General features: G+C 64.4%; 24 protein-coding genes and 1 tRNA gene. 14 read left to right on the top strand and 11 right to left on the bottom strand.

The window, feature by feature from the left end; genetic code table 11:
• Positions 1-47: 47 nt before the first annotated feature.
• The gene (gene chpT, locus JQ632_RS11450; protein ID WP_212402406.1) at positions 48-701 is read right to left on the bottom strand and encodes a histidine phosphotransferase ChpT; all 654 of its coding nucleotides are present in this window, start codon (positions 699-701) and stop codon (positions 48-50) included.
• 178 nt (positions 702-879) lie between these two features.
• On the opposite strand from chpT, the gene cysQ reads away from it, so the two are divergent.
• Positions 880-1,725, top strand: a complete 846-nt coding sequence (gene cysQ / locus JQ632_RS11445) for a 3'(2'),5'-bisphosphate nucleotidase CysQ (RefSeq protein ID WP_212402405.1) — start codon at positions 880-882, stop codon at positions 1,723-1,725.
• On the opposite strand, the gene JQ632_RS11440 is transcribed toward cysQ, so the two are convergent.
• Positions 1,715-2,215, bottom strand: coding sequence for a YHS domain-containing (seleno)protein (locus JQ632_RS11440; RefSeq protein WP_212402404.1), 501 nt, complete (start codon positions 2,213-2,215; stop codon positions 1,715-1,717). The two genes, cysQ and JQ632_RS11440, sit on opposite strands and share 11 nt — an antisense overlap.
• Before the next feature lie 109 nt (positions 2,216-2,324).
• Between JQ632_RS11440 and JQ632_RS11435 the strand changes: the two genes are divergently transcribed.
• The 4 genes from JQ632_RS11435 to JQ632_RS11420 all read left to right on the top strand — a co-directional run bounded on the left by JQ632_RS11435 (position 2,325) and on the right by JQ632_RS11420 (position 5,845).
• Complete coding sequence (locus tag JQ632_RS11435) at positions 2,325-2,930, top strand: DUF1134 domain-containing protein (protein ID WP_212402403.1); 606 nt, start codon at positions 2,325-2,327, stop codon at positions 2,928-2,930.
• A 141-nt stretch (positions 2,931-3,071) separates the two neighbouring features.
• Positions 3,072-4,373, top strand: a complete 1,302-nt coding sequence (locus JQ632_RS11430) for a hypothetical protein (RefSeq protein WP_212402402.1) — start codon at positions 3,072-3,074, stop codon at positions 4,371-4,373.
• Between the two features lie 178 nt (positions 4,374-4,551).
• Positions 4,552-4,626, top strand: a tRNA-Val gene (locus JQ632_RS11425).
• Between the two features lie 880 nt (positions 4,627-5,506).
• On the top strand, positions 5,507-5,845 hold the full coding sequence (locus tag JQ632_RS11420; protein ID WP_212402401.1) for a hypothetical protein: 339 nt from the start codon (positions 5,507-5,509) through the stop codon (positions 5,843-5,845).
• A gap of 44 nt (positions 5,846-5,889) precedes the next feature.
• Here the strand turns inward: JQ632_RS11420 and JQ632_RS11415 are convergent, their stop codons facing one another.
• Both JQ632_RS11415 and JQ632_RS11410 read right to left on the bottom strand, forming a co-directional pair.
• Entirely contained in the window at positions 5,890-6,309 is a 420-nt protein-coding gene (locus JQ632_RS11415; RefSeq protein WP_212402400.1) for a hypothetical protein, read from the bottom strand.
• 177 nt (positions 6,310-6,486) lie between these two features.
• Positions 6,487-6,858: a hypothetical protein gene (locus tag JQ632_RS11410; RefSeq protein ID WP_212402399.1), complete on the bottom strand. Its 372-nt coding sequence runs from the start codon at positions 6,856-6,858 to the stop codon at positions 6,487-6,489.
• Between the two features lie 362 nt (positions 6,859-7,220).
• Here JQ632_RS11410 and JQ632_RS11405 point away from each other — a divergent pair, with 362 nt between their 5' ends.
• Complete coding sequence (locus JQ632_RS11405; RefSeq protein ID WP_212402398.1) at positions 7,221-7,463, top strand: DUF3551 domain-containing protein; 243 nt, start codon at positions 7,221-7,223, stop codon at positions 7,461-7,463.
• Between the two features lie 159 nt (positions 7,464-7,622).
• Here JQ632_RS11405 and JQ632_RS11400 read toward each other — a convergent pair whose 3' ends face one another.
• On the bottom strand, positions 7,623-8,141 hold the full coding sequence (locus JQ632_RS11400; RefSeq protein ID WP_212402397.1) for a hypothetical protein: 519 nt from the start codon (positions 8,139-8,141) through the stop codon (positions 7,623-7,625).
• Positions 8,142-8,186: 45 nt separating this feature from the next.
• The gene (locus tag JQ632_RS11395) at positions 8,187-9,734 is read right to left on the bottom strand and encodes an acetolactate synthase large subunit (RefSeq protein ID WP_212402396.1); all 1,548 of its coding nucleotides are present in this window, start codon (positions 9,732-9,734) and stop codon (positions 8,187-8,189) included.
• A gap of 269 nt (positions 9,735-10,003) precedes the next feature.
• Between JQ632_RS11395 and JQ632_RS11390 the strand changes: the two genes are divergently transcribed.
• Positions 10,004-10,576, top strand: a complete 573-nt coding sequence (locus JQ632_RS11390; protein ID WP_212402395.1) for a L,D-transpeptidase — start codon at positions 10,004-10,006, stop codon at positions 10,574-10,576.
• 241 nt (positions 10,577-10,817) lie between these two features.
• Complete coding sequence (locus tag JQ632_RS11385; protein ID WP_212402446.1) at positions 10,818-11,636, top strand: DUF2927 domain-containing protein; 819 nt, start codon at positions 10,818-10,820, stop codon at positions 11,634-11,636.
• Between the two features lie 33 nt (positions 11,637-11,669).
• On the opposite strand, the gene JQ632_RS11380 is transcribed toward JQ632_RS11385, so the two are convergent.
• Both JQ632_RS11380 and JQ632_RS11375 read right to left on the bottom strand, forming a co-directional pair.
• Positions 11,670-11,927 carry a hypothetical protein gene (locus tag JQ632_RS11380; RefSeq protein ID WP_212402394.1) on the bottom strand — a complete coding sequence of 86 codons (258 nt, stop codon included), beginning with the start codon at positions 11,925-11,927 and terminating at the stop codon, positions 11,670-11,672.
• Between the two features lie 78 nt (positions 11,928-12,005).
• Entirely contained in the window at positions 12,006-12,812 is an 807-nt protein-coding gene (locus JQ632_RS11375) for a class I SAM-dependent methyltransferase (RefSeq protein WP_212402393.1), read from the bottom strand.
• Between the two features lie 174 nt (positions 12,813-12,986).
• On the opposite strand from JQ632_RS11375, the gene JQ632_RS11370 reads away from it, so the two are divergent.
• Positions 12,987-14,570: a DUF4157 domain-containing protein gene (locus tag JQ632_RS11370; RefSeq protein WP_212402392.1), complete on the top strand. Its 1,584-nt coding sequence runs from the start codon at positions 12,987-12,989 to the stop codon at positions 14,568-14,570.
• Positions 14,571-14,703: 133 nt separating this feature from the next.
• On the top strand, positions 14,704-15,549 hold the full coding sequence (locus JQ632_RS11365; protein WP_212402391.1) for a metal-dependent phosphohydrolase: 846 nt from the start codon (positions 14,704-14,706) through the stop codon (positions 15,547-15,549).
• Positions 15,550-15,561: 12 nt separating this feature from the next.
• Here JQ632_RS11365 and JQ632_RS11360 read toward each other — a convergent pair whose 3' ends face one another.
• Complete coding sequence (locus JQ632_RS11360; protein WP_312015596.1) at positions 15,562-16,677, bottom strand: M48 family metallopeptidase; 1,116 nt, start codon at positions 16,675-16,677, stop codon at positions 15,562-15,564.
• A 3-nt stretch (positions 16,678-16,680) separates the two neighbouring features.
• On the bottom strand, positions 16,681-17,838 hold the full coding sequence (locus JQ632_RS11355; protein ID WP_212402390.1) for a DUF898 family protein: 1,158 nt from the start codon (positions 17,836-17,838) through the stop codon (positions 16,681-16,683).
• 289 nt (positions 17,839-18,127) lie between these two features.
• On the opposite strand from JQ632_RS11355, the gene JQ632_RS11350 reads away from it, so the two are divergent.
• The 3 genes from JQ632_RS11350 to JQ632_RS11340 are packed head-to-tail and all read left to right on the top strand — an operon-like array spanning position 18,128 to position 21,166.
• Positions 18,128-19,393: a cytochrome P450 gene (locus JQ632_RS11350; protein WP_212402389.1), complete on the top strand. Its 1,266-nt coding sequence runs from the start codon at positions 18,128-18,130 to the stop codon at positions 19,391-19,393.
• A 58-nt stretch (positions 19,394-19,451) separates the two neighbouring features.
• Positions 19,452-20,726 (top strand): cytochrome P450, encoded by a 1,275-nt coding sequence (locus tag JQ632_RS11345; protein WP_212402388.1) that lies wholly within the window; start codon positions 19,452-19,454, stop codon positions 20,724-20,726.
• A gap of 8 nt (positions 20,727-20,734) precedes the next feature.
• The gene (locus JQ632_RS11340; protein ID WP_212402387.1) at positions 20,735-21,166 is read left to right on the top strand and encodes a PaaI family thioesterase; all 432 of its coding nucleotides are present in this window, start codon (positions 20,735-20,737) and stop codon (positions 21,164-21,166) included.
• 290 nt (positions 21,167-21,456) lie between these two features.
• Here JQ632_RS11340 and JQ632_RS11335 read toward each other — a convergent pair whose 3' ends face one another.
• Positions 21,457-22,377, bottom strand: a complete 921-nt coding sequence (locus JQ632_RS11335; RefSeq protein WP_212402386.1) for a LysR substrate-binding domain-containing protein — start codon at positions 22,375-22,377, stop codon at positions 21,457-21,459.
• 125 nt (positions 22,378-22,502) lie between these two features.
• On the opposite strand from JQ632_RS11335, the gene JQ632_RS11330 reads away from it, so the two are divergent.
• Positions 22,503-23,684 (top strand): acyl-CoA dehydrogenase family protein, encoded by a 1,182-nt coding sequence (locus JQ632_RS11330; protein WP_212402385.1) that lies wholly within the window; start codon positions 22,503-22,505, stop codon positions 23,682-23,684.

Here is a 23,684-nt window from a genome sequence, read left to right as displayed (position 1 = left end):
GAAGCGCCTTGGTAAGCTTTGATTAACCAGCGAGAGAGGCGTCGCGTTTACGAAGCGCTAACGATGATCGCTTCGCCCTCGGGCGCGAGCCTCACGGTGAGCCCACAGGCCTGCGCAAGCAGCCGCGTGTAGAAAGGCTGAATGGCATGGGCATCGGCCGCGGGCCCGCGCTCGCCGCTCAAGAGCTCGGCGATGTTCTGCGGCAGGCGCGCATTGTGGCCGGACGCGGTGATGCGAAAGCTCATCGTCTCGCCCTCGCCGACCGGATCAACCGTCAGCGAGCCGCCGCGCGGAATGGTGTGCTGCGCGATGACCAGCATGTTGAGCAGGAGCTTGACGCGATTCTTGGGCAGCAACAGCCGCGGCAGATTCCAGGTGATCGTGCACTTGCCGTCCTCGATGTGACCGCGCGCCATGGTCTGAGCGTCGCCGAGATCGATCTGCGCGCCGGCCGAGCCGGCCGCACCGAAGGCGAGACGGCAGAACTGCAAGCGGGCGGACGCGGTCTTGGCGCTCTTGCGGATCAGCTCGAGCGCGAATTCGCGGTCCTCGGGCTTGGGATCGTCGTCGAGCACCTCGAGCCCGTTGACGATGGCGCCGACAGGGCTGATGAGATCATGGCAGACCCGCGAGCACAAAAGCGCGGCGAGTTCGAGCATATCGGGAGCAGTAGCGGTACCGGGTGACGAGGTGCCAGACATAAATGGTTCCTGGAAATTACACGGCGCGGACGCGGCGAATCACGCATGCTTTCGGGGTGGCCTGGCTTCTAACATTCGCAAGCCCATGGCAGCTAGCGCTTGCGATAGGCTCGAAGCGGCCATAAGGAACCCTGCGAATCAAACCGGCGGGACGGCGAGATTTGCCGATGAATGAGGCATGCAGGTGATGCGGGTGATGGACGGTAAGGCCGCGTGCGGTCTGATGGAGCCACTGACGGCGCTGGTGGTCAGAGCGGGCACGGCAATCCTCGCCGTCAACCGCACGGCGATGCAGGTCGAAGGCAAGCAGGACGGCTCGCCCGTGACGGAAGCCGACCTTGCCGCCGATCGCATCATCGGCGAAGGACTTGCGACGCTCGCGCCCGACGTGCCGACGCTGTCGGAGGAGCGGGCCCAGCTTGCGACGCCGCCATTTCGCGACAGTTTTTTCCTGATCGACCCCCTGGACGGCACCAAGGAATTCGTCGCCGGCCGCGACGAGTTCACCGTCAACGTCGCGCTCGTCAGCAACGGCATGCCGCTTCTGGGCATCGTCAGCGCGCCGGCGCTCGGGCTGCTCTGGCGCGGCGTGGTCGGCCACGGTGCCGAACGGCTGCGCATCGACGGCGGCGTCACCGGTGCCGCCGAGCCGATTCACACCCGCGCGCTGCCAAAGCCCGGCGAGCCCTGGGTTGCGGCGGTCAGCCGCTCGCATGGCGATGCCAGGAGCGAGGCGTTCATCGCCGAACGGCCGGGGGCGGTCAGGCGCACGCTGGGCTCGGCGGTCAAGTTCGGCCGCATCGCCGAAGGCACCGCCGACATATACCCTCGCCTCGGCCCGACCTCGGAATGGGACGTCGGGGCCGGCTGCGCGGTGGTCACTGCGGCCGGGGGCCGGGTCACCGACGGCAAGGGCGGCGAGATCCGCTTCGGCCAGCGGACGGGCGATTTCATCGTGCCGGAGTTCATCGCCTGGGGCGATCCCAAGGCAATACCCACAAGGCGGCAGGCACCTACTGACTGAGCTGCTCCAGCAGCCCGGCCCAGCGCTTGTTCGCCTCGTAGAGGAAGCGCTCGGGATTGCCCGCGAAGGCGTCGCGGTTGTCCTCCCGGCTGAACAGATAGAGCCGTTCGGCCGCGATCACGAAGAACCGGGGATTGCCGGCAATGGTGACGCCGCGGGCGACGTCCACGGGATCGTAGCCCCCGAATTGCGGGCCGTAGACCTCAGGATGGGCGAGGAAGGAGGCCCGGTTGCCCTCGTTCTGGAACCGCCAGACCGCGCCCCACAGATTGGCCTCATATTCGGCGCTGCCCTGCGCCGGCTCGCCGCCGACGAAATAGGCCACGGCGTCAAAACCCTCGATGGCAACGCCGGAGAAGCGGTTGACGACGATCCGTTCGGTGGTAGCAGCCTGGGCGACCGCCCCGATCGCCAGCCAAATGCCCGCCAGCAGGCAAAACAAGGCGAATCCGGGGCGCGAAGGGCTGGTTTCCTGCCGTTGTGCCGTCATAGTTGCTACGGATAACATCCGAGTCGAGGGGACAGTCGGCGCAACCTAGGGCCGCGCCTGTTGGCGTCAGGTTAAAGAAGCGTCCGAAATCGATACCAGGGGTAGTTTTATGACTTTCGCATCACGCATCGCCGCACTCGCGCTTGCCGCGCTGGTGGGTTGGATCGTGCCGGCTTCCGCGCAGCAGGCTCCGCCGCCGAACCTGCCGCCGCCGCAGCGGACCCCGACGCCCAGCACCTACGGGCCGGACGAGCTCGTCGGCGCCGGCCATCGCTTCTTCGGCAATGTCTCGCGCGGCCTCGCCTCGATCATCGAGAAGGCGGTCAGCCAATGGGGTCTGCCGAACGGCTATATCCTGGGCGAGGAAGGCTCCGGCGCCTTCGTCGCCGGCCTGCGCTACGGCGAAGGCACGCTCTACACCAAGAACGCCGGCGACTTGCGCGTCTACTGGCAGGGTCCCTCGCTCGGCTTCGACTGGGGCGGCGACGGCGCGCGCACCATGACGCTGGTCTACAACCTGCCCGCCACCAACGCGATCTACCAGCGCTTCGCCGGCATCGACGGCTCCGCCTACATCATCGGCGGCTTCGGCATGACGGCGCTGACCGCCAACAACATCGTGCTGGTGCCGATTCGCTCCGGCATCGGCCTGCGGCTCGGAGCCAATATCGGCTACCTCAAATACACTCCGCGGGCGACCTGGAACCCGTTCTAGAGCCGGACCGGCTCCAAAACCGAGCGGCCCTCTTCTTTCTGGTTATGGATTCACGTTAACGGCGGGCGGGGCTGGCTTTTGGCCGGCCCGCCATGGCATTGTCTTTGGTAAATTTTTCCTTGTTTTCGGGAGTTCTGCCCCATGGTCGAACCGATCATGTACCTGGCGATCGGTTTCCTGCTGTCGATGCTGTGCGGGCTCGCGATCGTGCCGCTGGTGCATAACCGCGCGGTGCGGCTGACCACGCGCCGGCTGGAGGCTGCGACCCCGCTGTCGATGGCGGAGATCCAGGCCGACAAGGACCAGCTGCGCGCCGAATTCGCCATGTCGGCACGGCGGCTCGAGATGAGCGTCGACCAGCTCAAGAACAAGACCACCAGCCAGCTCGCCGAGCTCGGCAAGAAGAGCGACGCCATCAACCGCATGAAGATCGAGCTCGGCGAGAAGAACGCCACGATCTTCGCGCTCGAGGCGCGCGAGAAGGCGGTGAAGGAGCAGCTCCGCGCCACCGAAGAGGAATTCAACACCAAGACCGAGGCGCTGCGCGGCGCTGAACTGGCGCTGAGCAACAAGCAAAACGAGCTCGCGAAGATCAACGCCGAATTGTCCGACCGCTCGATGATGGCGGACAGCCGCCAGGTCGAGCTCGTCGCGGTGCGTGCGCAGATCGACGTATTGAAGAGCCGCGTCGGCGACGCCGAGAAGGAGTTTGCGGCGACGCAAGCGCGCCTGACGCAGGAGCGCAGCGAGTCGGAAACCGCTTCACGTGAGCTCACGGACGCGCGCGGCCGGGTCGAGAATCTGAGCCAGCGCGTCACCGAGCTCGACCGCCAGCTCATCGTGCAGGTCAAGGAAGCCGAGATGCTGTCCGGCCGCGTCACCGATCTCGAGGGACGGCTGGCTACGCAGGGCAAGCTGCTGGCCGAGCGCGAGTACGAGAACAACCAGCTCCGCCAGACCAACGAGGCCTCCGAGCGCATCGTCAAGGATCTGCGCGTCGAGGTCGCAGCGCTGAGCGGTGGCAGCGGCTCGCCGATGCTCGAGCGGCTGCGCGGCGAGAAGGCCGCGGTCGAGGAGCAGTTGCGCGTCGCCCGCGACGAGCGCGCAAAACTGCAGCGGGACATCAACGCGATCCAGCAGCAGGCAGAAAGCTCCTGGGCGACCGAGCGCATGGAGAACGCGCTACTGCGCGAGCGCATCAACGACATCGCCGCCGAGGTGGCAAAGCTCGCGATGCAGCTCGAAGGGCCGAACTCGCCGATCGAGGCGCTGCTGGCGACCGAAGCCGGCGCCGCGCCAAAACCGGCTCCGCGCCCGGCCAACGACGCCCCGACCAATGGCGTGGCCGCTGCTGTCGCCCTGCCAGAGGGTGGCGGAACGCTCGCCGAACGCATCCGCGCGCTGCAGGCCCACGCCTCCCGCGCCCGCCAGCAGGGCGCGTAGCGGAGCCGAAATCGCGATTTCGGCGACGATTTGCGTGATCTGCTGAAGGTTTTCGGGCACCAAGCCGCCTGAAAACTTGACACCCATATAACTTGACACTTTTGCCCCGCACTTCTAAATCGCGGGCTCCAACGGATGTGCCGGTCGGCCGATTTGAGACGGCCCGCATCATGGTCCCGGGCGCATAGCTCAGCGGGAGAGCGTTCCCTTCACACGGGAGAGGTCCAAGGTTCGATCCCTTGTGCGCCCACCATTCCTTCTCGAACCATCCGATTGCAGACCATCATCGAAGCCAGACGGTCGTCGGCGCCCAGCATAGCTTGGCGCTGCCGTAAGCTCTTGCGCGAACGGACGAAGGCGGGATGAGATCGCTCCGGCCCCGAGGCTTCGGTGACCGCCCCACCAAAAACATCGAAAACAACCCCATGCACAGTAGCCGATGATGGCCCGCCTGAAGAGCTGCGCTTTTTCCGAAAATAACTTGACGCGTCGGGCAAATCGGTGGCATGATGCCATCATCGACAGCGCGTGGGGCTCTCGATGTCGATCATCGGCTCCCGCAAGCGGACGTTTGCTCGCGCAGCCGGCGCGTCGGCCCCAAAAACTCTCCGTCGAGCGCGCAAAATCAAAGTTCGCACGCCATTCCCTGATCGGCCCGCCGATATCCCACGCGCACCAGGCACGGGTCCAACCGCTTCCGGAGACGCGGTGCGACCGTTGCGAGCAGCACAAGGGCGCGAGGTATGGGGACCAGGCGCCCTTGCACCTCTCCAATCGTCAGTTGCTCAAGGGTGTGAGTTCTTGGGGATCGCTTGGCCGCTGACAAACGCCGGATTACCGGGTCGAATCACTAGAACAATCTGATGTTGTGATTGAGGCAATATTCAATTTGGCACAAACTGCACATGCCGCCGGCCCGATTTGGTGGCATCTCCCACCTATGGGCGATGATGTGTTATTCCGTGGTGTAGCCGTCGCGTTGGGAGTACCGCCGGTAATCCTCATGGCACTAGAGCCTTTTCCGTTCCGATGGAATCGGAACGGGGCTCTAGACTCTTGTTTTGACGCGTTTTCTTCACGCGAACCGGTCTCCACTTCGCTGGAAAACGCTCTAGCTGGTTTGCGCTGACGAGATGCGTGACCCCGTTGCCGTTGCTACCATTGTTGATGCGTTGCGACAGGCCAACGGCGACAGCCGCACGCGGCTGCTTCTCCGGGAGGGAATGACTCTCGAGACTCTGATCGATGCCTTGCTGCGTGCTCCAGTGAGTGAGCGTGATGCAGCAAGGCTGATGACATTTGCGCTGGAGTCGGGCGACTTCGAAGTCACTCCGGACTTCACCAGCCGCCCCTCGCATCTCAAGTTCATCTACGATCCGCCCAACTCCCTCCGGGTGGTCGACATTGTCATGCTGACGGAATCGCGCACATTTTCGAGCGACGATATTTGGCTGCGCCTGCGAGACGTCTAGTCACAGCGCGAGCGTGACGAGGCTGCCCGGCCCGGCAGCGGGCCTCACCCGCGTTTCTTTGCCGACTTCTTGGCCGACTTCTTGGCCTTCTTCGCCACCTTCTTCTTTGCTTGCTTCTTTGCAGCCTTCTTGGCCTTCAGCGCGCCGGGCTTGTGCTTGACCAGGCTGAACGCCGCCACGAGCGTATCTGCTCTGGCGACTGCGGCAGCAGGCAGGTCCGTCACGGTAACGGTCGCGGAGAACGGATCGTTGCCTGGATTTCTCCGGAAGACATGAAAGCGCGTGCGGGTCATCTTCGGGACAACGGTGCCATCGCCTTTGAACAGTTCGGCCGTGTCATCCTTGGTGATGATGTGCACGAAGACATCGGGCGCGCTCGTATCGGAGCAGATGACCGAGCTGTCCTTGACCAATCCTCTGACGACTTCGCGGTGATCCTGATCGATCTGAATGATTTCGCTCATGGGCAATGACCTTTGGCTGCAATGAGATGATCACGTGCGCGAGCATCAAAGCGCAACCAAAGGCTGATGACAAGGGGCAGCCTGCCGCGCGCGGCATGAGCAGGGCCATCGGCCATCGTCACTTTGCTGACTTCCGGAGAAGCAAAGCGAGCCCGGCCCGCTCGTTTCCGCAAGCCTCTACTGCTTATCGAACGGAATGTATTGCTGGTACTGCTTCGGCACCGAAGAACGGTAGCGCGACGGCACCGTGCCGGTCTCGACCGAGTGATCGATCTCCTGTTGGCGCGTCATCTTTTTCTTCGCGGGCTTCTTCTCGGCGGACTTCTTCGTATCCGTCGTGGTGGTGGTAGTTGTAGTTGCGGCCGGCGCCGTGCCGGTGGTCGTGGTAGCGGCAGGAGGCGTTGTCGTCGTTGCCGCCGGTGCGGTCGTCGTCGCGGCCGGCGCCGTTGTGGTGCCGCCGGTGGCCGGCGTGCCCTGGGCCAGTGCGAACGGAGCCTGCAACGCGAGCGTGAGCGCCGCAGCGGCAGCAAGCAAGTATGACTTTTGCATCAGAACCTCCAAAGTGCCTGATCCGAATGGCGGAAGCGTAATCCCGCTCGTTGAACCCGTGCAAGCCTCGCCACCTCAGAGTTTCCATTCCGATAGAATCGGAATGGAAACTCTAGATTCTTGTTTTGACGCGTTTTCGCGACGCGAATCGGGGTCCACTTCGCTGGAAAACGCTTTTAGACCGGACGCCGCGGGCAGACTGTGGCCGACATCACATAGCGGGGCACGATGCGGGATCAGGATGCGAACAATTCGAACCGTGTTCCGGTTTGCCGGCAACAACTGGGGCCACTCCCGCGCCGCCGGGAGCATCGCGCGGCCGACCGGACAATGCCTCGTCAATCCCTCCAGAGGAGACCAACATGCGTCGCACCATCCCCCTTCTGGCATCGCTCGCCGCGCTTGCCGCCGTCGCTGTCTCGGCGCAGGCGCAGGCCCAGACCGGCGCCAATGATCGCTACTGTCTGCAAGGCCGCCAGTGGGGCTACCCGGGCAATTGCCTGTTCACCACCTATCAGCAATGCCAGGCCACGGCCTCCGGCACCGACGCCTATTGCGGCCTCAACCCGCGCTACGCCTTCATGCAGCCGCGGCGGTATTATTGAGAACGTCGAGCGAGCCTCGCCGCGCGACGAGTGCATCATGCCCGGGCATAGCCGTCCGAAGGACGGCGTCGCTTCCGCTCGCCTGTGTCCCGGGCATCCACGTTCTTGGTACTGCAGATCGTGGATGGCCGGGACAAGCCCGGCCATGACGATATGGACCTACTGCGGTGCGCCCAGCTCGGTCTCCTGCAGCCGCCCGGCGAACCAGGCGGTGAGCGCGGGATCGAGCACGCCGCCGACATAGACCTCCGACACCGTGACATTCCTGCCGGCGAGCACGAGTAGCACCCCGAGCCAATAGGCGAACCAGACGTGCGGGTCGGTCAGCGCCCTCAGCTTGTGCTGGTCGTGATCGAGCGAGGTGTGATTGCTCGCGTTGCGTAGTTCGATCACGAGCAGATTATTCGGGATCTCGCGCTGATGCACGGCGACGTCGGGATAGATCGACTTTCCCAGATGATCGTCGGTGGAGATGATCGTGCCGTGCGGCAGGTGCAGCGTGCGCTCGCCGAGCCTGTCGTAGTTGCAATCGACCGACCAGCCCGGGAACTGCTTTTCGAGATAGACGGCGAAGCGGTGCGTCACCGCGTGCTCGCCGACGTCCTTCTCGAACAGGAACGTCTCGTGCGCGTAGAACTCCCGGAGCGCCTCCACCACCTTGTTCAGCTCGGTCTGCATCGTGCCTCCCGACCCCGATGAACGACTTGCGCCCGCGCGTTTATCTCACATCTGGACTTCGATCAGTCGCGGTCCCGGCTCGGCAACGGCCTCGGCGAGAGCCTTGTTGAGATCGTCCGCGTTGGTGACGGCGCGGCCCGACACGCCCATGCCCTTCGCCATCGCCACGAAATCCAGCGTCGGTCGATCGAGCCTGAGCATGTCGTTGGCGCGCTGGCCGGGTTCGCCGGCGCCGACATTGTCGAATTCGCCGCGCAGGATCTGGTAGATGCGGTTGGCAAACACGATCGTGACGATGTTGAGGTTCTCTCTCGCCTGGGTCCATAGCGACTGGATCGTGTACATCGCGCTGCCGTCGCCGACCATGGTGATCACCTTGCGATCCGGACAGGCGATCGCCGCACCGATCGAGAGCGGCGTGGAGAAGCCGATCGAACCGCCCATGTTCTGCAGCCAGTCGTGCGGGGCGGCCGCCGCCGTCGGCGGGAAGAAGCCGCGGCCGGTGGTGAGCGATTCATCCACCATGATCGCGTTCTCGGGGATGGCGCACGCAATCGCCTGCGCGATCGAGGCGAAGGTCAGCGCGCCGGTCGGCTTCACCAGCTCCTGCAGAGCCTGCGGCTTGACGTCCTTCGCGCTCGCCTTCACGGCACCGGCGAGCGCCTCGAGGGCCGCGACCGAGTTCTCGCCCCAGGAGGTCATGCGATGCACCTCGCAGCCCTCAGGCTTGAGCATGCTCGGCTTGTTCGGATAGGCGAAGAACGCCACCGGATCGTCGGACTCGACCAGCACGATGTGGCGGAACTTCGCCAGCATTGGCAGCGCATTCTCGATCACGTAGTGGATGCGATCGATGGAGAAGCGGCCGCGGCCGCGGGCCATCTTGGGACGGAAGGTCGGGCCCATCACGCTGCAGCCGGTCTTGCCGGCGATGCGCTCGGCGAACGCCAGCCCCTTTTCGCTCAGCGCGCTGCCGGTCATCAGGAGCAGTGTGCCCTCGCCGTCTCCGTGCAGGATTCTTGCGGCCTTCTCGACCGCCTGCGGCGAATAGCTTGCGCGCTGCTGCTCCGCCGGCACTTCGGCGATGCCGTCGGCCTCGTTCCAGGCGGTGTCGGCCGGCAGGATCAGGGTCGCGATCTGCGGCGGGGCGCTCCTGGCGGCGGCGATCGCGGCGGCACCGTCGGCGGCGACCGACTTCGCGTCCGGCGAGGTGCGGACCCAGGACGACATCGGCCGTGCCAGGCCTTCGATGTCGGAGGTCAGCGGCGCGTTGTAGCCGATATGGTAGGTCGCGTGCTGGCCGACGATGTTGACGATGCCGGAATTGGCCTTCTTGGCGTTGTGCAGATTGGCAAGGCCGTTGGCCAGCCCAGGCCCAAGATGCAGCAGCGTCGAGGCCGGCTGGCCCTTCATGCGGAAATAGCCGTCAGCCGCGCCGGTCACCACGCCCTCGAACAGGCCGAGCACGCAGCGCATGCCCGGGACCTTGTCGAGCGCTGCGACAAAGTGCATCTCGGACGTACCAGGGTTGGTGAAGCAGACGTCAACGCCGCCAGCCACAAGCGTCCGCACCAGGCTTTCCGCACCGTTCATCGTCTTCGCTCCAATATTCCCGCGACCTCATGATCCATCCTTCGATCAGTCATTGTTCGCCGTTTTTCGTCAAGCCGGGTGCCGGCATTGCTGCCCTGCCCGCCCCCGCGATCGGGCGGCTTGGCTAATACGGGTTTGACGGCGAGGCTTGGTGTGAATTCGCTAACGCCGTTCGTTAAGGAATACCCTCCTCACGGGTCCGTGGGTTGCGAAATGCCTGCAAATATGGCCTGTGAGCCCTGTTGCATCGATTTTTTCTGGGGGAAGGAATGATCCGGTTTTTTGCCGCATCCGTTGCCACTGTCGCGGCTCTCACGATCGGCGCGGGCGGCGCGTCCGCGGGCATGTTCGATTTCACGGGCACCAGCTCCAACTCCTACCTTGGCGGCGGCTCGAGCCCGATCCCTCGCTCCACCGTGATGTATTCCGGTAACTACGCGCCGGGCACGATCGTCATTAACACCGGCGAGCGGCGGCTCTATCTCGTGATGCCGAACGGCCAGGCGCTGCGCTACGGCATCGGCGTCGGCCGCGACGGCTTCCGCTGGGGCGGCGTGCATCGCATCACCGCCAAGAAGGAATGGCCGGACTGGACCCCGCCATCGCAGATGCTGGCCCGCCGGCCGGACCTGCCGCGTCACATGAAGGGCGGTATCGAGAACCCGCTCGGCGCGCGCGCGATGTATCTGGGATCGACGCTCTACCGGATCCACGGCTCCAACGAGCCGGAGACCATCGGCCAGGCGGTCTCCTCCGGCTGCTTCCGCATGACCAATGACGACGTGACCGACCTCTACAGCCGCGTCTCGATCGGAACCACGGTCGTGGTCCTGAACAACTAGGCGCGGCACTGAGGAATTCGGAGGGTGGGCAAAGCCAGCGGGCTGCGCAAACGCGCGCCGATGGCGTGCCCACCGCCCGTATGACCGCGAAATGGTGGGCACGCTTCGGGCGCGCTTTTGCGCGCGCCGGTCGCTTTGCCCACCCTACGCGACTCTGGGCGCATTTGGCACAGGCGGAACCGGACGGCTTCTGCGATGCGGTCTTGTGCGCCAGGTGCGAATACGGCAGCGTCTGATGGCAATGACCACACTTTGCCCGCTCCCGTCCCTCCCGCGCGCTGCCCTGCTGGCGCTCGCGGCGCTGATGTTTGCAGGCGACATCGCCGCAAACGCCACCGCGGGTGAGCTTCCGGCGGTCGCCTCGCGCCAGCGCAGCGAACGCAAGAGCTTTACCGACAGCGAGATCGTCGAAGGCTTCTTCAAGACCGCGTTCGGCGCCGAATATCACCTCGCCGGCCGCGTCGACCGCATCCGCAAGTTCGACGCGCCGGTGCGTGTCTTCGCCGACAGCGACGGCCGCGCCGACCGCAAGGCGCAGCTCGCCAAGGTCGTGGCCGACATTGCCAAGCGCGTGCAGCATCTCGACATCGCCATGACCGACAACAGCGAGGCCGCCAATGTGCGGGTGAAGCTGGTGCGCGACCGCGATCTCTACCGCACCATCTCCGCCTTCTACGGCACCGAAAAGGCGCGCGAGATCCGCTCCTCGCTCGATCCGCAATGCCTGTCCGGCTTCCGCAAGAACGAGCGATTCGAGATCGAGCACTCCGACGTCATCCTCACGATCGACAATGGCGACTTCGTCTTCCTCGACTGCGCCTATGAGGAGGTCCTGCAGTCGCTGGGTCCGATCAACGACACGTCGAGCGTGCCCTGGACCATGTTCAACGACAATGTGTCGATGGGCTATTTTGACGTCTACGACCAGTACATCCTCAACCTGCTCTACGATCCCCGCATCAGGCCGGGCATGACGGTGCAGGAGGTGAAGGCGCTCTTGCCCGAGGTGCTCAAGGACGTGCGCGCCTGGGTGAAGCAGGTGAACAATCTGGCGGAGTAGAGAGCGTCGCGACCGAGCGCCCGGCGCAATCGATTACGGCTTATGCCACGGAGTCCCGGGAGGCGAATTCGTCCTGCCGCCCTCGCTCGCGCCTGTCAGCGCCTGGCCTGGCGCGCGGTCCAGCGGGGGGCGAGGTTTGGCGAGGCCCGTCGTGCCGGGCGGGGTCTCGTTGTTGGCGGTCCTTGTATCGACCCGCGCCAGTGTCGAGACGAATGCCGCCAGTATTGCGATGATCACCGCAAGGGCAACAAATCCGATGGTGGTACGTTGGCTATCCCGCTCGCTACTCATGAGGGACCTCCACGTCAGCGTCGCAACGCCGGACATGCGAGATGGTTCCCGGTCACGCCCATGCATGACGCGGACGATTTAGATCTTGCGCGCCTTCGTCATCAAAAACTGCTGACGCATGACGTTGCCGGCCGGATCGAAGAACTCCGTGATCAGCGCTTCCAGCTCCGCGCGCAGGCTCGTCAGCTTGTCCGGCTCGTCCCTATACTGCTGGACGACCTTCATGACCGGTCCGACCGTGGTCTCCATCAGGCGCCGGAAATGCTGCGGGCTCAGCGCGGACGGTGCCATCATGTCCATCTCGAACGAGACGCTTCCGACCTTGCCGCCAAGACGCTCCGCGATGATCTTCGGATCGCCCCACAAAGCCGGCGGCGCAACGCCCTCGGGCGGCGGGAGATGGTGGCCAACAAGCGCGAACATGCGCCCGATGAAGAGGTGCGGCGGCCAGGTGGAGAAGGCGATGATGCCGCCGGGCTTCAGCACGCGCAGCATCTCGGACACCGCGACCTCGGGACGCGGCGCGAACATATGGCCGAACTGGCTGATGACCGTGTCGAACTCGCCATTGCCATAGGGAAGGTCCTCGGCGTCACCTTCCCTGAAGTCGATGTCGAGCTTCGCGAGCGCGGCATTCTCCCGCGCGCGTTCGAGCAGAACCGGCGAGAGGTCGAGACCGCGCACCTTGGCGCCCCTGCGCGCCGCCGTGACCGTGGTCACGCCCGTTCCGCATCCGACGTCGAGAACGTTCTGACCGGCGGCAATGCCTGCGAAGTTCACGAGTTTCGCCGCCGGCGGCGTCGTGAACGTCTCCATTGGCGCAAAGGTCGACCAGACTTCCTTCTGGATGGACTTGAAGCCAGCAAACGGGTCCTGAGCACTCATGGAACTCTCCCTCGGCTTGGACTGGGTCTCTATGGGACAATGGAGGGGGTGCCGAGGTTCAAGACCCTGCGCGCGTGGACAGTTCCGCCGATCCGCGTTTTCAGTGGACGTCGCTCCGTCCTGCGACCTACACTTGACGAGAGGTGCATTCTCCGGTCGGGGAGCGATGCCTGCATGACATTCCGTCACGCCACAGCGACGCGGGCGACCGCACCGGTTTCCAGCATCCGTCGCCGCACGTCCTCGCCACCGCCAACGCTCGCCGCCAAAGCGACGCGCGACGCGTTCGAGCAGGACGCCGATCGCGTTGCCGATCAGATCGTGGATGGCGCAGCCAATTCATCCGGTCATGATTTCGGCCGCACCGCCATTCATCCCGCAACGTCCCGCGCGGAGACGCCGCCCATCGTCGCTGACCTCTTGCGCTCGCCCGGGCGTCCGCTCGATGCCGCGACACGTGCGTTCATGGAGCCGCGCTTCGGCCACGATTTTGGCCATGTGCGAATCCACACCGATGCGCCTGCCGCCGGCGCTGCGGCCGCGCTCGGCGCGGAGGCTTTTGCGTTCGGCCATCACATCGCTTTCGCGCGCGAGCGGTTCCGGCCCGGCACCACGCAGGGCATGCGGCTGATGGCGCATGAGCTGACGCATACCGTTCAGCAGGCGGGACGGTCACCCTCCCTCGCACTGAAGCCCGATCCCCAGTCGGCCTTGGTCGGCAAGCTGCTCGGCAAGGACCGCATGGACAGGCAAATCCTGGTCAAGCGCGAAGTCGGCGATGTCAGCGGCTATGACGACAGGCGGCAGGCCAGTGCCGTGGCCCGACTGGCGAAGGCTGAGCCTGCGGCCGTTGCGCAGGACAAGAACGGCAAATGGCACGCGTTCGAGACCGAGACCGGGATCGATATTCAGACCGCCAGTGCCTATGACCCCGAGGCCAGGAAGGCTGAGGCGCTTGCGCATGCCGGCGTGCAATTCAAGGACGTGCATATCCTGCCGCCGTTGAGCGCTCTCAAGCCGGCCGGCCAGCAAACCGACGAGACGCGCGCGGCACTGATCTTCGGCGCGGAGACGTCGGAGATCCAGATCAACGCAACCACATCGCAGCGGCAGGCCGGGAAGATCAATCTGACGGCGACCCCCGAAAAGGGATCCGGTTCCGACGCGAGGCATGGGCCGGTCGTCGGACAGAAGGATACGGACTTCCATCTCGGCCTCGTCACCGCCTTCGATCTCGACAAGGCATTGCTCGACAAACCTGCCCACGCGGCAGGCACGCTGTTTCACGAAGTCTCCCATCTCATGGACTTCGAACTGGCGCAGCGATGGGTTGCCACCTACGAGAAGGAAACCGGCCGCACCTATATGCGCGCCGGCCTTAAGCTTTTCATGGACTGGATCAACGCCCAGGCCAAGAAGAAGCCTCCACGGCTGTCGACCGCTGAAGCCCAGCTCGTCGTGGACGAGGCGGCCGACGTCACGGCCTCCACGGAAGCCCGCGCCAACATCCGGACGTTCCTCGAATATTTCCGCGCCGCCATTTACGACGAGGCGACCCAGGCGCTGACCAACTATGCAGGCGCGTTGCCGCCGGTTGGCCGCGCCTATGGAAGCCCGCCGGCGGGTTCACCGGTGCTGGTCGAACTGGCCAAGGAGATGAAGGCCGCCTACGACCGGGCGGACAAGACCGCGCGCGCGCAGTTCGACGCCGCGATGGCCTCTGCAAAAGCGAAGAACAAGAGCGCGTGGTTCGTATAAGCCCCGGACGGTGAATGGCGCGCGCCGGAACTCACGGGAGCCGGTGTTGATTCAAATCAACAGGCCGGCGCGACCACGATCGAGTAGTTGGAGGCGCCGAATTCCCGACGTGTCACGCTGACGGAATATTGAAATGATCACGGTTCCGGAACTTGTATCGCAGGCTTTGGGCTCGTTTCTCACCGCGGAGACCAGGGACCGATTCGGCGCTTCAAATGCCGGCTTGACCGAGTTGCTTCCGTTTGCCGCAAAGCTCACCCTGGAGTGCATCGGCAACAGCGACGCCCTGTACCACAACATCGAGCATACATTGCTGGTGACCCTCGCCGGGCACGACATCCTGACCGGACGCGCGCTGTTGCGGCTAACGACGGCGAACGATTATGCGAATTTCATCCTGGCGTGCCTGACTCACGACATCGGATACGTTCGCGGCGTTGTGCAGGGAGATGAAGACGAGACCTTCATTTCTGATGTCACGGGTGGCACCGTTCGTCTGCCGCGGGGATCGTCCGATGCCGCCCTTGCCCCCTATCATGTCGACCGGTCGAAGCTGTTCGTCCTCGAGCGCCTGGACGCGGTCGAAGAGCTGGATGCGAACCGGGTTGCCCGGGCGATCGAGTACACCCGCTTTCCCTACACGATAGTGTCGAACGACAGCCTGATCGAAGAGGAAGGGTTGTTGCTGCGCGCCGCCGACCTGATCGGCCAGCTCGGCGATCCCAATTATCTGAAAAAGTCGAACGCGCTGTTCTACGAGTTCGAGGAGATCGGGCTCAACAAGACGCTCGGCTACGCCACGCCGGCGGACATCGTCTACAAGTACCCGCAATTTTATTGGAACAACGTCGCGCCCCAGATTCAGACGGCGATACGCTATCTCAATGTCACCTCGCGCGGCCGTCAATGGATCGCAAGTCTCTACGGAAACGTGTTCCGGGCCGAGCGTGAAATGAACCTGTCGGGACCGCAGCCGTAATCTGCGCGCGCGTCAGACCTTGCCGCTGCCGCCGCAAATCCCCTTCAGCGCTTTCCACTCCTGCGCCGTCAGCAGCGGCGGACCGCTTGGCGGCTGGTCTTCCTTGGTCATGCGCGCGAGGCGGTCCTCGGTCAGCGGGTGGCTCGCAAGGATGGTGATGCCCTTGCCGCCTTCCTTGCCGGTAATGCGGTACATCAGCTCCGCCGCAGGCTTTGGCGAGCGGCCGAGTGCGTGCATCATCTCGATCGCAAACGTGTCGGCGGCCTGCTCGGCGTCGCGCGAATAGGAGGCTTCGACCACGCTGCGCGAGGCAAAGATCACGGCGCTGGAGCCGGTGACGTCGCCGAACAAGAGGCCGATCAGGAACGAGGTGCCGCCGTTGTAGATCAGGCCGCGCATGTTGTCGTGATGCTTGAGATGGCCGAACTCGTGGGCGAGGATGCCGGCGACCTCGTCCGGATTGTCGGCCCTGTCGAGCAGGCCCTTCAGCATGTAGACCTTGCCGCCGGGTAGCGCGAAGGCGTTGGGCACCGATGTCGGCAGCACCGCCGATTTCACCGAAGCGTCGAGGCCGGCGGCGTCGCGGATGCGGTTCACGAGTTTTGTGAAGGCGGCTTGCCCTTCGGGATCGTTGCAGACGCCGCCGCCGAAAATGGCCTTGACCTGGACCTCCGCGGCATCGCCGATCCGCTGTTGCAGCGCTTCCGGCACCAGCGGCGCGAGCCGGTCGGCGGCAAGCGGCATGCCGAAGAGAACGACGGCCACGAGGGAGGCCGCGGCGGCAACCGACCAGCCGACGATTTTCGCCACGCCGCGGCGGCTGGTCCGGTGCTCGTCGAGCCGTGCGCAGCGCGTGACGATATCGGAGGCAAGCTGCGTGTCGCGAACCTCCAGGCGCGCCAGAGGCGGCGCACTCGTGCAGGACAGGCGCAAGAGTCCGGCCGGCGAGTCGGCGCGGCGAATGTCGGCATAGGCCCAGCGGATCGCTGCCTCGCCGGTCTCGACAATTTCGAGCTGGTCAAGAAGCGCGAGCGTCACCTCGCGGCGGCGGCTGGTCACGCCGTCGAAGAAGATCGCGATGCGGGGCGGCTGTTCCGCGGCTGCGATTGGTTGGGAAACGTCACTCACGCGCTAGAATCCTGCAACATCGAGCCCATCGGCAAAGCCTTCGCCGAGCGCGCTGGCGAGCTCGCCGCTGGCACGGACGTTTGCGGCCGCCTCGATGCCATGCACATGCGTGGTTTCCAGCACTTTTGCCCAGAGATCGCGCTGGAGATAGACGCGCATGACGATGTTGAATGCAAGCGCCATGGCAAAGTAGCCGATCACGGTGAGTGCGAGCAGCGGGATGCTGTTGAACCCATCGCCACCGACGACGTCCTCAAGGGAGCCGCCCCCGAGCTTGACGACAAGGGCGGTGCAGATGCTCACATACATGCCGAGCGCCATGGACAACAGCATCGTCCAGCCGATCACCTTCCAGTACAGGCCATAGAAGGCGTCGTGCGGCAGCTTCGATTCCAAGCTCACGCCGCCGATGCGGATGCCGGACAGCCACCAGCGCCACTGCCGGGCCTTGAACTCCGCATAGAAGAACGGCGCCAGCGGAAAGATGATGATCGCAACGGGGCTGAGCAGCCACAGCCACCAGCCGCGCTTGAAGAACGTCCAGCCGTCGCCGACGAAATCGCCGTTGAGATCGCCGTAATGCGAGTGCTGCATCTTGTAGCGCTCCAGCGAGGCCTCGCGCCACGGCAGCGCCAGTCCGAGCGTCAGGAACACCAGCAAGCCCCAGAGCATGGCGCGCAGCGAATAGGCCCAGCCGGAGCCGTCCATCCAGAAGCGCACGCCGCGCCACACCGTGCGCGTCAGCCGGTAGCGCCGCGCGCGGTAGATCGCGAACTGCCCGAATGCGTAGAAGCTGATGAACAGCGGCGTCGAGGCAAAGCCCTGGAAGCGCTCGACCTCGATGGTGACGAGGAAATAAGCCAGATAGATCGGCACCAGGATCGCGAGCGCGAACAGGAAGCCGAGCAGAAGCTCTTTTGCGCGCCCGGTATATTCGGCGGCGTCGCCATTGACCGAGGTGTTCGACCAGAGATGCCGGCGGATGTCGGTGACGAGCCAGAACCGGTAGAAACCGAAGGTGACGAGCTCCAGCGCGGCGCCCTTGGTGACGAGGCGGCGGAAGTCGCCGCGGTCGCCGGTGAAGTCGACCCGCGCCGGTGGCAGCGGCGGCGGCGAAACTGGAAGGGGTGGGCCGACCGGGGCCCATTGAAAGTCATTCACGGATCAACCTCGAATGGCACGCGAATCCCAGCAAAACTATAGAGATTTGTCGGCTGCCGGGCCATGCCGGTTCGAATCCGTAACACCCGACTGTGACCTGACGAACACTTGCATGCGCCGGCGTCGCGTCTTGAGCGACGCGGATCCTGGCGCGCAGACGTGATCTGATAAGGCCCGCCGTGGCAAAACTCGCCCTTGCCCCGACGCACGCAAACGGTTGTAATTGCACCCCAAAATACCGCAGCGCAGAATATCGAAAAAACGCGCGCGATGTCAGGGAGAACCGGTCATGCATGGCACCATCGAGAGCGCCGCCAAACTCGACGCGCTACGCGAGCGTGCATCGTCTCTGCCGTTGGACCAATTCGATCCGGGCGACCCTGAATTGTTCAGAACCGATACGTTCTGGCCCTATTTCGACCGGCTGCGCCGCGAAGACCCCGTGCACTACTGCAAGGACTCGATGTTCGGACCGTATTGGTCAGTGACCAAGTACAACGACATCATGGAGATCGAGACCAACCATTCGGTGTTCTCCTCGGCCTCCTCACTCGGCGGCATCACCATCCGCGACATCGACCCGGATCTGCGCCGCGAGAGCTTCATCGCCATGGACCCGCCGCGCCATGCGGCGCAGCGCAAGACCGTGGCACCAATGTTCACGCCGACGCATCTGGACGAGCTCGCGGCCAACATCCGCAGGCGCTCGGCCGAGTGCCTGGACAATCTGCCGCGCGGCGAAACGTTCGAATGGGTCGATCGCGTCTCGATCGAGCTCACCACGCAGATGCTCGCGGTGCTGTTCGACTTTCCCTGGGAAGACCGTCGCAAGCTGACCCGGTGGTCCGATGTCGCTACCACCATTCCCGGCCCCGACGGCCTCGTCGCCACCGAGGAGGAGCGACAGGCCGAGCTGATGGAATGCGCAGACTATTTCTCGCGGCTGTGGAAGGAACGCATCGAACAGCCGCCGAAGAGCGACCTGCTCTCGATGATGGCGCATGGCGCGGCAACGCGCGACATGGACGCCAGGAATTTTCTCGGCAATCTGGTCCTGCTCATCGTCGGCGGCAACGACACCACGCGCAACACCATGTCGGGCTCGATCTACGCGCTGAGCCAGCATCCCGACCAGTATCGCAAGCTGCGCGAGAATCCGGCCCTGATCGACAGCTTCGTGCCCGAGGTGATCCGGTGGCAGACGCCGCTCGCCCATATGCGCCGCACCGCGCTTGCAGACTTCGAGTTCCGGGGCAAGCAGATCAAGAAGGGTGACAAGGTCGTGATGTGGTACGTCTCCGGCAATCGCGACGAGGAGGCGATCGAGCGCCCCTACGAATTCATCATCGACCGCGCGCGGCCGCGCACGCATTTGTCGTTCGGTTTCGGCATCCATCGCTGCGTGGGCCTGCGGCTCGCCGAGCTCCAGCTCAAGATCATCTGGGAAGAGATCTTGAAGCGGTTCGATCATATCGACGTGGTCGGTGAACCCAGGCGGGTCTATTCGAGTTTCGTGAAGGGCTATGAGACCCTGCCGGTGAAGATTGCGGCGTAAACTTATAGCGTATAACATTGAGGGCACGAGACGAACGAACACACGGGAGCGACCGCCCATGAACATCCAGACGCCGGTCAAGGTGGACAAGACTGAGCGCATGCGCCGCGCCCGCGAGGAGGCCTATGCGACGCCGCTCGACAAATTCCATCCCGGTGCGCCGCGGCTGTTCCAGGACGACACGCTGTGGCCGTGGTTCGAGCGGTTGCGCAAGGAAGAGCCGGTGCATTACTGCACCAACGCGCCGATCGAGCCCTATTGGTCGGTCGTGAAGTACAACGACATCATGCATGTCGACACCAATCACGGCCTGTTCTCCTCCGACTCGACGCTCGGCGGCATCTCGATCCGCGACGTGCCGGAGGGCTATGACTGGCCGAGCTTCATCGCCATGGACCAGCCCCGGCATTCGGCGCAGCGCAAGACGGTGTCTCCGATGTTCACGCCGACGCATCTGGACGAGCTCGCAAAGCTGATCCGCCAGCGCTCGCAGACCGTGCTCGACAATCTGCCGCGCAACGAGACCTTCAACTTCGTCGAGCGCGTCTCGATCGAGCTGACGACGCAGATGCTGGCGACGCTGTTCGACTTCCCCTGGGAGGAGCGGCGCAAGCTGACGCGCTGGTCCGACGTCTCGACCGCCCTGCCCAAGAGTGGCATCGTTGCGTCGGCCGAAGAACGGCGCCGCGAGATGGACGAGTGCTACGCTTACATGTCCAAGCTGTGGAACGAGCGCGTCAATTCCGAGCCGCGGAACGACCTGCTGTCGCTGATGGCGCATAATCCGGCAACGCGCTACATGGACCCCGACAATCTCATGGGCAACATCATCCTGCTCATCGTCGGCGGCAACGACACCACGCGCAACAGCATGTCGGGCTCGGTGCTGGCGCTGAACGAGAACCCGGAGCAATACGACAAGCTGCGCGCCAACCCGGCGCTGATCGACACCATGGTGCCCGAGGTGATCCGCTGGCAGACGCCGCTCGCCCATATGCGCCGCACGGCGCTGCAGGACACCGAGATCGGCGGCAAGCACATCAAGAAGGGCGACCGCGTGGTGATGTGGTACGTCTCCGGCAACCGCGACGAGGAGATGATCGAGACGCCCAACGAGTTCATCATCGACCGCCCCCGGCCGCGCACCCATCTGTCGTTCGGCTTCGGCATCCACCGCTGCGTCGGCATGCGGCTTGCGGAGCTGCAACTGCGGATCGTCTGGGAGGAGATGCTCAAGCGCTTCGACCGCATCGAGGTGGTCGGCGAGCCGAAGCGGATCTATTCGAGCTTCATCAAAGGCTATGAATCGCTGCCGGTACGGATTCCGGGCTGAGGATTAAGGTGGAGACCAATTCGATCGACATGCTGGCGGACATCATGGCGGTGTCCGGCTTCCCGCATTCCTCAGGGATGCGCGTCGTCGCCGCCGAGCCGGGCAAGGTATCGCTGGCGCTGGCGAGGAAGCCCGAGCTGACGCAGTTCTTCGGCCACTTCCACGGCGGCGTGATCACGGGCCTTGCCGACCAGGCGGCAGGTGCTGCGGTCAGCACCGCGCTGCCGAAGGGCCGCATCGCCGTCACTGTCGAAATCAAGATCAACTTTTTGGGCCCCGCCGATGGCGACGAGATCTTTGCGAACGCCGAATCGATCCAGGTCGGCGGCTCGATCGGGGTGGCCAAGGTGGAGGTCGTCTCCGAGGCAAAGGGGAAACGGCGCGTCTGCGCCTTTGGCGTCGCCACCATGCGCGCGGTCGATATGCCGGCCAGGCCGTGAACGGCGTGGGCTATAAAATCCCGGCATGACTGGTCGCAAAAGATGCGAAGGGTCGGCCACGGCCTTCTGTCTTAAACCGCATTGAAATGGCGAGGCAGTGATCGGTGCCCTCCCTCGCCCCGTTCTTACGGGGAGAGGGTCGGGGTGAGGGGCTGCATCCGCGAAGACGATAACAGTTGGACTCGCGGAGACTCCCCTCACCCGGCGCTCCGCGCCGACCTCTCCCCGCATCCGCCTTCGCCAAGGCTTCGGCGGACAAGCGCGGGGAGAGGCGAAGAAGGCACCGAAATTCAGGCCAGCTTGATGTCCCAGACGCCTTCCTTGCGGCAGGCTGCGATTTCCTCGCGCAGGAGCGCCGTGACGGCGGCGGTGGCCGTCGACACCGGGCGGTCGATCGGAGAGGCCACAATGAGCTCGCGTGACATCGGTTTTGAAATCGGCGCGGCCTCGAGCCGCCCTGCGGCAACTTCGCCATGGACCGAGGACGGCGGCAACAGCGCAAAGCCGAGCCCCTCCTCGACCAGGCTCGTGAGCACCCGGAAGGAATCCGCCTCGAGCTTGACGTCGAGCTTGATCTTCTTCTGCGCCGCTGCATGCTCGATCAGCGCGCGGAGCCCGTGCGAATGAGAAGGCAACACCAGGCGCTGCCGCAGCAGCCAGCCGATCTCGACGCTCTTCTTGCGCGACAGGCCGCAGCCGCGCGGGCCGACCGCGACGATCTGGTCGCGGCCGAGGCTCTGCGTGGTCAGATGCAGATCGGCCGAACGGCCGTAGAGGATCGCAAGATCCATCTCGGCGCGATGCAGCCATTCGACGAGATGCCCGCTGTAGCTTTCGACGATGCGCAGCGAAATGCCGGGATAGGTCTCGACACAGCGCCGGGCGAAGCGCGCGGAGAGCACGCAGCTCACGGTCGGAACCAGGCCGAGCACGACCTGCCCGGACGGCGGTCCCTGCGACGACTGGATGTCGTCGCGGATCTGGTCGATCTGGCGGACGATGCCGGAGGTGCGCGCGAGCAGCAGCCGGCCGGCCTCGGTCAACACCATGCCGCGGCCGTTGCGCGTGAACAGTGCTGCGCGCAGTTCGTGTTCCAACAGCTTGATCTGCCGGCTCAGCGCAGGCTGCGCGACGCGCAGCGTATCCGACGCCTTGCTCAGGCTGCCGAGCTCGGCGACGCAACTGAAGGTCCTGAGCTGACGGAAATCCATGCTTGCCAGTCTTCGAACGCTACTCCATACGCTATAGCAAATGAGCATAGGGGGCTGGCGTTGTCCAGACAACGCCGGCGAAGCGGCAGGTGCTATCCTTCTCTCCGCACCCAACGGGAAACGCCATGACGAAAGAACAACATTCCCAGGAACATTCTCCGGACGACTATTCCGACATCCGCGACGCTGTGGCAAAACTCTGCGCGCAGTTTCCCGGCGAGTACTGGCGCAAGCTCGATCGCCAGATGACCTACCCGAAAGAGTTCGTCGACGCGCTGACGGAAGCTGGCTATCTCTCGGTGCTGATCCCCGAGGAATATGGCGGCGCGGGGTTGAAGCTGTCGGCGGCAGCAGCCATCCTCGAAGAGATCCAGCGCGCGGGCTGCAATGGCGGCGGCTGCCACGCCCAGATGTACACCATGGGCACCGTGCTCCGGCACGGCAATGACGCGCAGAAGGCAAAGTATCTGCCGAAGGTCGCGACCGGCGAATTGCGCCTGCAGGCCTTTGGCGTCACCGAGCCAACCAGCGGCACGGACACCTCCTCGCTCAAGACGGTGGCGCGCCGCGAGGGCGACCACTACGTCGTCAACGGCCAAAAAATCTGGACCAGCCGCGCCGAACATTCCGACCTGATGATCCTGCTCGCGCGCACCACGCCGAAGGAGAAGGCGAAGAAGCGCACCGATGGTCTTTCCGTGTTCATCGTCGACATGCGCGAGGCCCGCGGCAACGGGCTGGAGATCCGCCCGATCCGCACCATGATGAACCACGCCACGACCGAAGTGTTCTTCACGGACATGCGCGTGCCCGCCGAAAACCTGATCGGCGAGGAAGGCAAGGGCTTTCGCTACATCCTCTCCGGCATGAATGCCGAGCGCATTTTGATCGCCGCCGAATGCGTCGGCGACGCAAAATGGTTCATCGCGAAGGCATCGAACTACGCCAAGGAGCGCGTCGTGTTCGGCCGTCCCATCGGCCAGAACCAGGGCATCCAGTTCCCGATCGCAAAAGCCTATGCGTCGATGCGCGCGGCCGAGCTGATGGTGAAGGAGGCCACGCGCAAATACGAGGCGGGGCTCGACTGCGGCGCGGAGGCCAACATGGCAAAAATGCTGGCGGCGGATGCCTCCTTCGAGGCGGCGAATGCCTGCATCCAGACCCATGGCGGCTTTGGCTTCGCCGAGGAATACGACGTCGAGCGCAAGTTTCGCGAGACGCGACTCTATCAGGTGGCGCCGATCTCGACCAACCTCGTGCTGTCCTTCATCGCCGAGCATGTGCTCGGCATGCCCCGTTCGTACTGA

This window comes from Bradyrhizobium liaoningense (genome assembly GCF_018130955.1).
GTDB lineage: Bacteria > Pseudomonadota > Alphaproteobacteria > Rhizobiales > Xanthobacteraceae > Bradyrhizobium > Bradyrhizobium liaoningense_C.
Note: the sequence above shows the minus strand (reverse complement) of the source record. Positions and strands in the feature narration are given on the sequence as shown.

What these genes read in the sequence shown, in the direction of transcription:
- cysQ (WP_212402405.1), top strand. Translation starts at nt 880, where the DNA reads ATGCAGGTGATGCGGGTGATGGACGGTAAGGCCGCGTGCGGTCTGATG.
- JQ632_RS11405 (WP_212402398.1), top strand. Translation starts at nt 7,221, where the DNA reads ATGCGTCGCACCATCCCCCTTCTGGCATCGCTCGCCGCGCTTGCCGCC.
- chpT (WP_212402406.1), bottom strand. Translation starts at nt 701, where the DNA reads ATGTCTGGCACCTCGTCACCCGGTACCGCTACTGCTCCCGATATGCTC.
- JQ632_RS11420 (WP_212402401.1), top strand. Translation starts at nt 5,507, where the DNA reads ATGCGTGACCCCGTTGCCGTTGCTACCATTGTTGATGCGTTGCGACAG.
- JQ632_RS11430 (WP_212402402.1), top strand. Translation starts at nt 3,072, where the DNA reads ATGGTCGAACCGATCATGTACCTGGCGATCGGTTTCCTGCTGTCGATG.
- JQ632_RS11435 (WP_212402403.1), top strand. Translation starts at nt 2,325, where the DNA reads ATGACTTTCGCATCACGCATCGCCGCACTCGCGCTTGCCGCGCTGGTG.
- JQ632_RS11330 (WP_212402385.1), top strand. Translation starts at nt 22,503, where the DNA reads ATGACGAAAGAACAACATTCCCAGGAACATTCTCCGGACGACTATTCC.
- JQ632_RS11335 (WP_212402386.1), bottom strand. Translation starts at nt 22,377, where the DNA reads ATGGATTTCCGTCAGCTCAGGACCTTCAGTTGCGTCGCCGAGCTCGGC.
- JQ632_RS11380 (WP_212402394.1), bottom strand. Translation starts at nt 11,927, where the DNA reads ATGAGTAGCGAGCGGGATAGCCAACGTACCACCATCGGATTTGTTGCC.
- JQ632_RS11395 (WP_212402396.1), bottom strand. Translation starts at nt 9,734, where the DNA reads ATGAACGGTGCGGAAAGCCTGGTGCGGACGCTTGTGGCTGGCGGCGTT.
- JQ632_RS11350 (WP_212402389.1), top strand. Translation starts at nt 18,128, where the DNA reads ATGCATGGCACCATCGAGAGCGCCGCCAAACTCGACGCGCTACGCGAG.
- JQ632_RS11415 (WP_212402400.1), bottom strand. Translation starts at nt 6,309, where the DNA reads ATGAGCGAAATCATTCAGATCGATCAGGATCACCGCGAAGTCGTCAGA.
- JQ632_RS11385 (WP_212402446.1), top strand. Translation starts at nt 10,818, where the DNA reads ATGACCACACTTTGCCCGCTCCCGTCCCTCCCGCGCGCTGCCCTGCTG.
- JQ632_RS11400 (WP_212402397.1), bottom strand. Translation starts at nt 8,141, where the DNA reads ATGCAGACCGAGCTGAACAAGGTGGTGGAGGCGCTCCGGGAGTTCTAC.
- JQ632_RS11440 (WP_212402404.1), bottom strand. Translation starts at nt 2,215, where the DNA reads ATGACGGCACAACGGCAGGAAACCAGCCCTTCGCGCCCCGGATTCGCC.
- JQ632_RS11390 (WP_212402395.1), top strand. Translation starts at nt 10,004, where the DNA reads ATGATCCGGTTTTTTGCCGCATCCGTTGCCACTGTCGCGGCTCTCACG.
- JQ632_RS11345 (WP_212402388.1), top strand. Translation starts at nt 19,452, where the DNA reads ATGAACATCCAGACGCCGGTCAAGGTGGACAAGACTGAGCGCATGCGC.
- JQ632_RS11370 (WP_212402392.1), top strand. Translation starts at nt 12,987, where the DNA reads ATGACATTCCGTCACGCCACAGCGACGCGGGCGACCGCACCGGTTTCC.
- JQ632_RS11410 (WP_212402399.1), bottom strand. Translation starts at nt 6,858, where the DNA reads ATGCAAAAGTCATACTTGCTTGCTGCCGCTGCGGCGCTCACGCTCGCG.
- JQ632_RS11375 (WP_212402393.1), bottom strand. Translation starts at nt 12,812, where the DNA reads ATGAGTGCTCAGGACCCGTTTGCTGGCTTCAAGTCCATCCAGAAGGAA.
- JQ632_RS11365 (WP_212402391.1), top strand. Translation starts at nt 14,704, where the DNA reads ATGATCACGGTTCCGGAACTTGTATCGCAGGCTTTGGGCTCGTTTCTC.